The organism is Nitritalea halalkaliphila LW7 (assembly GCF_000265075.1).
Lineage (GTDB): Bacteria > Bacteroidota > Bacteroidia > Cytophagales > Cyclobacteriaceae > Nitritalea > Nitritalea halalkaliphila.
In genome coordinates this window covers 1-8169 of the sequence record NZ_AJYA01000056.1, presented here as the reverse complement: position 1 = coordinate 8169, position 8169 = coordinate 1, and the positions used below count along the sequence as shown (strand labels likewise).

The window sequence follows — 8169 nt, the reverse complement described above, 5'->3', positions numbered from 1 at the left end:
AGTAAAACATTATCTCACCTAAATTGTCTTGGATGTTTTTGTTTCGTTTTACAACACTTCAAAGAACGTATCAGAAAACCTTGCGTCTCCTCTTCGTTAATGCTCCCAGCACCTAAGCTGAAGCATCTGTACTCTCATTCTGTTTGTTTCCCCTCGTTTGGGTTTGCAAAGGTAGAGAAAGTTTTTCATTCGGCAAGCAAAAAATTAAAAATTTATTTTTTTGCTCTCGGCTGCTGATAAAAGAACTCTTTAAAGGATGTTTCCTCGTGTATTTCTACACCCGAAAACCACCCATAAGCACTTCTATCCGCCTTTTCTTTGCCTGTCCATGTGCCGTTTCTTTCAACCGCTTCCCCCGTTTGGGATTGCAAAGGTGCAGCTTTTTTCTCGTTTTGCAAGGCCCCACATCAAAGAAAATATCTAAGCCCGGTTCAAGTAACTGAAAACAAAGGAGAAAAGTTTCGAAATAAATTCCTCCGTCCATTTTTTCATTCGGAACCGCCCTACCTTTGAAGACGCTAGGGTAAAGTACCGGCCCGCAACAGGTACATCACGCAACATTTTTCACTTATGTCAAACGTACATTTTTCTACCTTATCCACTAACGAAGCGAGATCTTTAACTGGTGGCTCCTCCGTCTATCTCGTAGTAGGTGGCCCGCTGACCGCTATTATTGGTGCAGTCCTTTTAGATGAAATCAAAAAGCAAGCAGTTCAGGATATCCAAGAAGCCGTGCATAATGGCCCAGGACACCCAGGTACTCTGCGCGCAGGTTAACGATCAGGGCATAAAAAAAGCGGCGAAAAATTCGCCGCTTTTGTGACCTCGTCAGGATTCAAACCTGAAACCTCTTGAGCCGTAATCAAGTGCTCTATTCAGTTGAGCTACGAGGCCGTCCTTGATTGGAGTACAAATGTAGGCAGGATTTTTAAATCTCAAAAGCCATGACCAAAAAAAATGAGCGAAATCAAGTAATCTTATTATCAAGTAGGTCGCTATCAAGGACATAAATTTTCAACTTTTTCTGTACTTTACTCACTATCTCGACCCTCACCTTAATGGACTTAAGAAGATTTAAGAGGAAAAGACAAAAAAATCACATATCATTTCCTAATTTAGCCCGCGTAATTTTGGAAAATAATTCAGTTCATGAAAAAAGTAGCACTAGTTACCTTATTTTGTATGCTTTTAGGTGTTGTATACGCTCAAGAGTCCACACAAAGCGAAGAAAACGCCGTAAAGAAAACCCGCGAAAGAACCCCTATCGGAGGACGGCCTGATCTGAAGGGAGATTTATTTGTTGATTTTGGTTTTAATCTATTAAATAATAGACCCTCAGAGCTCAATACACGCTTTTTTGCCTCTCGCACATTAAACGTCTCCTATCAATACCCCATCCCTATCTTCGGCGAACGTTCCGGCTTTAGCTTTAATCCAGGTATTGGCATTGGCTCTGATCGCATGGCGCTACGTGCAGACAGTACCTTCGTGACCAACCCTACCTTAGGTCCCGAATCGAGTATGCTTGCTTCTATTCGCGGTTTATATGGAGATGATATCCAAATCAGAAGAAACAACTTCATCGCGAACTACCTTGACATCCCACTAGAATTCCGCTATCACTTTAATAAAAGTGATTACAACAGAAGCTTTAAGATCGCAGTCGGTGCGAAGGTAGGTCTTCTGATGAATGCACATACCAAGGTAGCCTACACAGATCCCGATGGAAATAGAAGACAAATTAAAGACCGACAAAACTACGGGCTAAACCCTATCCGATACGGGGTCTACACCCGTGTCGCATTCCCTGGGTTCAACTTCTGGGGCTACTATGGCTTAAATAACATTTGGAGAGAAGGGCAAGGGCCATTAAATACAGAAGCAAATCAGATCAACTTTGGTATATCGGTAGCACTTTTCTAGGGCTACCCCCACTACAGGGGCAGAGGCCTACAGCAAACAATCCCCTCATCCAAACCGAAGTAATCGATTTACTACTGTATACTTTAGGAGCAGATAACACGAAAGACATCCACGCAACTGGATGTCTTTCTCATTTCAGCCCAAACGCAGAGCTAGTAGCATACGGTCGATCTTAAACTTTAGCGATAAAAAAATAACAGCTTGCTGAACCTAAATCCAAGAACCAAAATAATAGAATGCCGCATAACAAACACCGAAGCCCAGTACAAATCCCGCCAAAACCTGAGCAGGAGAATGTACACGCAAGCTTAAACGCGCCGTTCCCGTAAGCCCCGCTAAGACAAATAAAGTCGCCACAAGCGGCAGGACCGACTCCACTTTTTCATTCCCGGCAGTCGCCAATACGATTCCGATTAAACCTGAAATCCCCGTCATGTGCGCAGAAATTTTCCAGAAAAAACTAATCGAGGTTAACAGTAATATACAAATCGTAATGACTGCCAGCGTAAAGACCGTCCCTACCGCTACCTGCGTCTTGTAATAAAAGAAGTAAGTCGCGATCACATAAAACACACTAATGATCGAAAACGCTAGTGGCCGCTCTTGAAGGCTTCCCATCGACAGGGAACTAACCAGTCCCGAACGCCACATGATAAAAATACTGATGACGGGCACCAGACAAGTGGTAAAAAACAGCAGCCCCATAAACACCGACACAGGCATATACAGCCCTTGAATGTTTTTTCCAGCTAACTGAATAAAAAAGAAAGCAACCGCTGTAGGCATTAACAGCGGCTGCGTAATGATCGAAATAAAATGGGCGATACGCTTATGCACTACAACTCTTTCCTTAATCTAGCCACCGGAATATGTAATTGCTCCCGATATTTGGCGACAGTCCGCCTCGCTATGTTATATCCTTTATCATTTAATAACTTCACTAGCTTGTCATCCGAAAGCGGCTTGCGCTTATCTTCCCCATCCACTAATGTCTGCAGCACAGACTTGACCTCTCGGTTGCTGACATCTTCCCCAGAGTCCGTCGCTATCCCCTCAGAAAAGAAATACTTGAGCGGAAACACACCGAACTCCGTCTGGATCGACTTACTATTCGCCACACGAGAAACAGTGGAAATATCCATATCGATCTTATCTGCTATGTCTTTTAAGATCATCGGACGGAGTTTTGTTTCGTCCCCATCGATAAAAAACTCATACTGATAGTCTAAAATCGCCTGCATCGTCCGCAGTAGGGTCTGCTGCCGCTGCTTGATCGCATCGATGAACCACTTGGCCGCATCTAACTTCTGCTTCACGAACGTAACCGTCTCCTTTAACTTCTTGTCCTTCTTATCACTCTTGTCATAAGCATCGAACATGTCGGCATAAGAGCGGCTTACGCGCAATTCCGGAGCATTTCGACTATTCAAGCTAATTTCAAGCTTTCCATTCACCTGCGACAGCATAAAATCCGGAATGACATACTGTGTCCGCACCATCCCATCCGAAATACCTCCCGGCTTAGGGTTTAAGCGTGTAATCGTATTGACAGCCTCCTTCAAGGCCTCATCATCCAGATTAAGCTTGCGCTGAATTTTCTCGTAATGCTTTTTCGTGAACTCCTCAAAACACTGAGAAAGAATCGCGATCGCATTTTCAATCTCAGGATCCTCTGGATGCTCCTTGCGCTCTAACTGGAGAATCAAGCACTCCTGTAAGTTGCGCGCCGCTATACCGGGAGGGTCAAAGGCCTGCACTTTGCGCAGCACCTCCTCCACCTCGTCCAAATCCGTTTCTACCCCTTGGCTAAAAGCCAAGTCGTTAATTATCGCTTCCAACTCCCTACGGATATAGCCATCGTTCTCGATGCTCCCGATCAGCTGCTTTCCGATTAAAATCTGTCGCTCATCTAAGCGTAAGTAGCTTAACTGCACGAGAAGCTGTTCGTGAAGAGACATCGCGCTGGACACCGGAATCTCACGATCTTCCTCGTCCGGGTTATAATTACCATCCCCCTGCATTTTATAGCCCCCGTAATCATCGCCGAGGTAGTCTTCTAAGTTGACGTCCTGCTCCTCTTTCTTACCCTCTTCCTCAAAATTACCTTCAGCATACTCATCGGCAGCAGTTTCAGGAGACTCCTCTTTCCCCTCTTCTAGGGCAGGATTAATCTCCAGCTCCTCCTCTACGCGCGCATCCAGCTCGGCAGTAGGCACCTGTAGCAGCTTGATAAACTGAATTTGCTGAGGAGATAACTTCTGAGATAAAGACTGACTTAAATGTAATTTCTGCATATATGCGTTTTAAAAGCTTATGGAATGGATGGGCCGTGCCAAAAGTCCCTTCCCAGATGTAAATTTAGGAAATTAGATCAAATTTTTGATAAAAAGCGTATTATATCGTTTTTTTGCACTTATGTAAACGGTGGCGGCATGAGGGCTGTTGCGAAAGAGAGCATGTAATCTTTATGGCATTTAACAAAAGAATTAAAATCAAGGCTTTGCTACAGGGCGAAGTGACAGGGACCACACAGACACTAATGGGCTGGGTGCGCACGAAACGAAGCAATAAAAATGTCACTTTCATCGCATTAAATGATGGCTCCTGCATTCAAAACTACCAAATCGTGGCAGATCCACAGACGATCTCCGAGGAACTACTCAAACAGGTCAGCACCGGCGCATGTATCCTCGTGACCGGCAGCGTGGTCGAAAGCCAAGGAAGTGGGCAGGCCACAGAACTTCATGCCGAATCCTTGCAGGTCCTCGGACAGGCGGATCCAGAGAAATTTCCGCTGCAGCCGAAAAAGCACTCCCTAGAGTTTCTCCGTGAAATCGCACACCTACGCATGCGGACGAATACCTTCGGAGCCGTGTTCCGCGTACGGCATGCGCTGGCCTATGCCGTACACAAATACTTTAACGATAAGGGATTTTTCTATATCCATACTCCGATCATCACCGCCTCCGATGCAGAAGGTGCTGGAGAAACATTTAAAGTGACCACCCTGGACCTGAAAAACCCACCCCTGACAGAAGAAGGGCACATCAACTACAAAGAGGATTTCTTCGAAAGAGAGACGAACCTTACCGTTTCCGGACAGCTGGAAGGCGAACTGGCGGCCCTAGCGCTATCCGAAATCTACACCTTTGGCCCTACCTTCCGTGCCGAAAACTCTAATACCACGCGCCACCTCGCAGAGTTCTGGATGATCGAACCCGAAATGGCCTTCTACGACGCAGAAGATAATGCCGACCTAGCAGAAGATTTCCTTAAATATGTCATCGCCTATGCCCTCGAGCACTGCGCGGATGACCTCGCCTTCCTCGACCAGCGCGCTGCAGAAGAAGAAAAGACGAAAAAAGCCGAACAGCGCAGTGAGCTTGGCCTCCTCGATCGCCTCCGCATGGTCGTAGAGCACCGATTCGAACGCCTAACCTACACGGAAGCCATCGAAATCCTGAAACAATCCAAGCCGAATAAAAAGAAAAAATTCCAGTACTTGGTCGAAGACTGGGGCGTAGACCTGCAGTCAGAACATGAACGCTACCTAGTAGAAAAACACTTCCAGAAGCCTGTTATACTCACCGATTACCCGAAGGAGATCAAAGCCTTCTACATGCGCCAAAACGAAGACGGCAAAACCGTAGCCGCGATGGACATTCTATTCCCCGGCATCGGCGAAATCGTGGGAGGCTCGCAGCGGGAAGAGCGCCTAGATAAACTCACTCAGCGCATGGAAGAAATGCATATCCCGACAGAAGAAATGTGGTGGTACCTAGACACCCGCCGCTTTGGTAGCACCCCACATGCAGGCTTCGGCCTCGGATTCGAACGCCTCGTACTATTCGTCACCGGCATGAGTAACATCCGAGATGTCATCGCCTTCCCACGTACTCCCGGAAACGCAGAATTTTAAAACCTGCCAGAAAGAAACTTTGGGGCGGGCGCCCCAAAGCAGACACCTGGCCCATAAACAATTAAAAAAGCCCGATACAGTTCTCCTGTATCGGCTTTTTTATGCCTTGCACGGATCCGAAACCCTAAACCTTCTTTTCCACTTCAGCAGGTGCTCCCGCCGGCACCTCTCGGATCCTCCGGATTAAAGGGATACAACACACACTAAAGAACAGTGCAAAATATCCCACCCGGTCATAATGCATCAAGCTACCGTCTGCGCCTTCTATAATAATCAGACCCGCGATGAAAGAAGCCAACCCAGAGGCCAGCTGCTGCACAGCGCTATTAAAACTCAGGAAACTGCCGCGATTTTCTGGCTTCGCTGTCCCCGTAATCAAAGCCGCCGCAGGCACCATCCGCCCATTAGAAGTCACGAAAAACAGCGAAGTAATCAGCAGCGCATACACGATGGGAGTGGCCGGCAAATGCGTAATCACCGCGATAGGAAGTAAATTCAGCACCATGAAGATGGTGAAAATCTTAACCTTGCCATGGCGATCCGTCATCCTACCCACCCAAGGACTCGTGAAAATCGTCAGCGCACCCCCCGCCATGTAAATATAAGTCAGCTGCATATCGGTAAATCCGACATTCGCGACCATATACGGGCTAATAAAAGGGATAATCGAAAACTGCCCCAGCATCATAAAGATCGTTAGCGTAATCGCCTTCATCTGGTTCGGATTCCCCGTAACACGGCGGATCACCTGTAGCGGACTGGGACGCGTGCTGCCCGTCTCTAAGTGGCCCCGTACCTGCGGTACAAAGCGCACGATCAGCACCAAAATCACTAAAGAGACCCCCGCCAAAAAGAAAAAAGGGGCATGCCAGTTGGTAAGACTGGCGATAAACAAGCCAAAAGGAACTCCAAATACCGAGGCTACCGAGAAGCCAGCCATCACAAAACCCATCGCATACCCCCTACGGCATCCGGCACCACGTCCCCTACGATCGCTAAAATAAGCGCCGAGGTCAAGCCACCAAAGACTCCCGATAAGATCCTGGCCGCCAACAAGAAAGCATAATTAGGGCCAGCGCACAGGCTAAAGTCCCCACTAAAAAACCGCCAAACACCCATAACAAGAGCTGCTTACGGTCAAACTTATCTAAAATGAAAGCTCCAAAGAAACTGCTGATCCCTGCCGAAAAGGTGTAAGAGGATACCAAAAGCCCAAAGGCATTCGGCGTAATCTCAAAAATACGCATCAACTGAGGGCCCAGCGGCATCAATATCATAAAATCTACGATATGCGTAAAGTTGATCGCCGCCAGCGTCCAAATTAAAAGTTTCTCTCTTGACATAAGGAAAAGTTCACCTCCCTTAGAACCTTTCCCTCCCTGCTAAAGTTCGCCTCCAAAGAAAATTACATGTTGCTACATAAATCAGCCCTCAGCCATCCTCTATATCCGGGAAAAGCGCCTCAGGAATATGCGCGATGATATCCGAAGCCAGCGTTCCTCGTTTCAGCTTAGCGCCCGCTAACTCCCCCGCTAAGCCATGATAAAAGACCCCACAGAGGGCGGCATGCTCTGACGTGTAGCCCATCCCCAGAAAAGCCAGCAGCATCCCCGTGAGCACATCCCCACTTCCGGCCGTCGCCATATAAGGACTTCCCGTACTGTTAAAGAAGCTTTGGCCATTCGGCAAAGCAATCAAGGAATGGGCCCCTTTCACGACCACGATACAGTCATGCGCCTGCGCAAAAGTCTTCGCTTGCTGAATCCGCTCTTCCTGATCCCCTGCAGGCCCTACCAAACGCTCAAACTCCTTCACATGAGGAGTGAGGATACTCCCCTTCGGAATAAGCGCCCTGCTACCTGGATACTTGGCTACTAAATTCAGGGCATCCGCATCCAAAACCACTGGAAAGGGAAGCTGCTGTAAAAAACCCAACCACTCGGCCTCTGAGAATTTTTGCCAAGCCAGGCCCGATAGCCAAAGCATCCAGCCGCGTAAAATCAGGCGATAGGGTGTACGGCACCACGAGCACTTCCGGACTAAGCGGCGCCCATCCCTGCACAGGTGAGGCCGCATACACCAAGCCACTGCCCGTACGTAAAGCTGCCAACGTCGTCAACTTCAGCGCTCCCTCCATTCCCTCATTTCCTCCTATGGCCAGCACCTTTCCATAGCTCCCTTTATGTGCAAAACGATCAAAATACCGATGGAGCCCACGAACTGCGGCTCGCGTCCAACATAAAAGCAATCTCCCCGAAAAGGATCCCAGCAAGAAGCACGAAAGGCAGGTCCAACACGTGCAGCTCCCCACAAAACGCGCATGCTCG

Annotated in this window: 10 protein-coding genes and 1 tRNA gene; 3 read left to right on the top strand and 8 right to left on the bottom strand. The window is 47.8% G+C overall.

The annotated features are described in order from the left end of the window. Positions 1 to 212 precede the first annotated feature (212 nt). Entirely contained in the window at positions 213 to 398 is a 186-nt protein-coding gene (locus A3SI_RS19065; protein ID WP_040671031.1) for a hypothetical protein, read from the bottom strand. Between the two features lie 172 nt (positions 399 to 570). Here A3SI_RS19065 and A3SI_RS18430 point away from each other — a divergent pair, with 172 nt between their 5' ends. Then, positions 571 to 777: a hypothetical protein gene (locus A3SI_RS18430; RefSeq protein ID WP_083836542.1), complete on the top strand. Its 207-nt coding sequence runs from the start codon at positions 571 to 573 to the stop codon at positions 775 to 777. Between the two features lie 43 nt (positions 778 to 820). Here the strand turns inward: A3SI_RS18430 and A3SI_RS14075 are convergent. After that, positions 821 to 894 (bottom strand) — tRNA-Arg (locus A3SI_RS14075). Between the two features lie 255 nt (positions 895 to 1149). On the opposite strand from A3SI_RS14075, the gene A3SI_RS14070 reads away from it, so the two are divergent. Next, positions 1150 to 1923 (top strand): porin family protein, encoded by a 774-nt coding sequence (locus tag A3SI_RS14070; RefSeq protein ID WP_009056931.1) that lies wholly within the window; start codon positions 1150 to 1152, stop codon positions 1921 to 1923. 210 nt (positions 1924 to 2133) lie between these two features. Here the strand turns inward: A3SI_RS14070 and A3SI_RS14065 are convergent, their stop codons facing one another. Beyond that, positions 2134 to 2760, bottom strand: coding sequence for a phosphatase PAP2 family protein (locus A3SI_RS14065; protein ID WP_009056930.1), 627 nt, complete (start codon positions 2758 to 2760; stop codon positions 2134 to 2136). Continuing rightward, a complete protein-coding gene (gene rpoN, locus A3SI_RS14060) occupies positions 2760 to 4217 on the bottom strand; it encodes an RNA polymerase factor sigma-54 (protein ID WP_009056928.1) in 1458 nt (485 codons plus the stop codon). Before rpoN ends, A3SI_RS14065 begins: the two co-directional genes overlap by 1 nt. A gap of 173 nt (positions 4218 to 4390) precedes the next feature. On the opposite strand from rpoN, the gene asnS reads away from it, so the two are divergent. Beyond that, positions 4391 to 5842, top strand: coding sequence for an asparagine--tRNA ligase (asnS, locus tag A3SI_RS14055; RefSeq protein WP_009056926.1), 1452 nt, complete (start codon positions 4391 to 4393; stop codon positions 5840 to 5842). A gap of 124 nt (positions 5843 to 5966) precedes the next feature. Here the strand turns inward: asnS and A3SI_RS14050 are convergent, their stop codons facing one another. The 4 genes from A3SI_RS14050 to A3SI_RS21730 form a co-directional block, all read right to left on the bottom strand. Beyond that, positions 5967 to 6794 carry an MFS transporter gene (locus A3SI_RS14050; RefSeq protein ID WP_316929224.1) on the bottom strand — a complete coding sequence of 276 codons (828 nt, stop codon included), beginning with the start codon at positions 6792 to 6794 and terminating at the stop codon, positions 5967 to 5969. A 61-nt stretch (positions 6795 to 6855) separates the two neighbouring features. Continuing rightward, positions 6856 to 7185 carry an MFS transporter gene (locus A3SI_RS22935; RefSeq protein WP_316929223.1) on the bottom strand — a complete coding sequence of 110 codons (330 nt, stop codon included), beginning with the start codon at positions 7183 to 7185 and terminating at the stop codon, positions 6856 to 6858. Positions 7186 to 7273: 88 nt separating this feature from the next. Then, entirely contained in the window at positions 7274 to 7777 is a 504-nt protein-coding gene (locus A3SI_RS14045) for an NAD(P)H-hydrate dehydratase (RefSeq protein ID WP_162098467.1), read from the bottom strand. Then, positions 7698 to 8169: NAD(P)H-hydrate dehydratase (locus A3SI_RS21730; RefSeq protein ID WP_316929222.1), on the bottom strand; the 472-nt coding region annotated here is incomplete at its 5' end. The genes A3SI_RS14045 and A3SI_RS21730, both read right to left, overlap by 80 nt.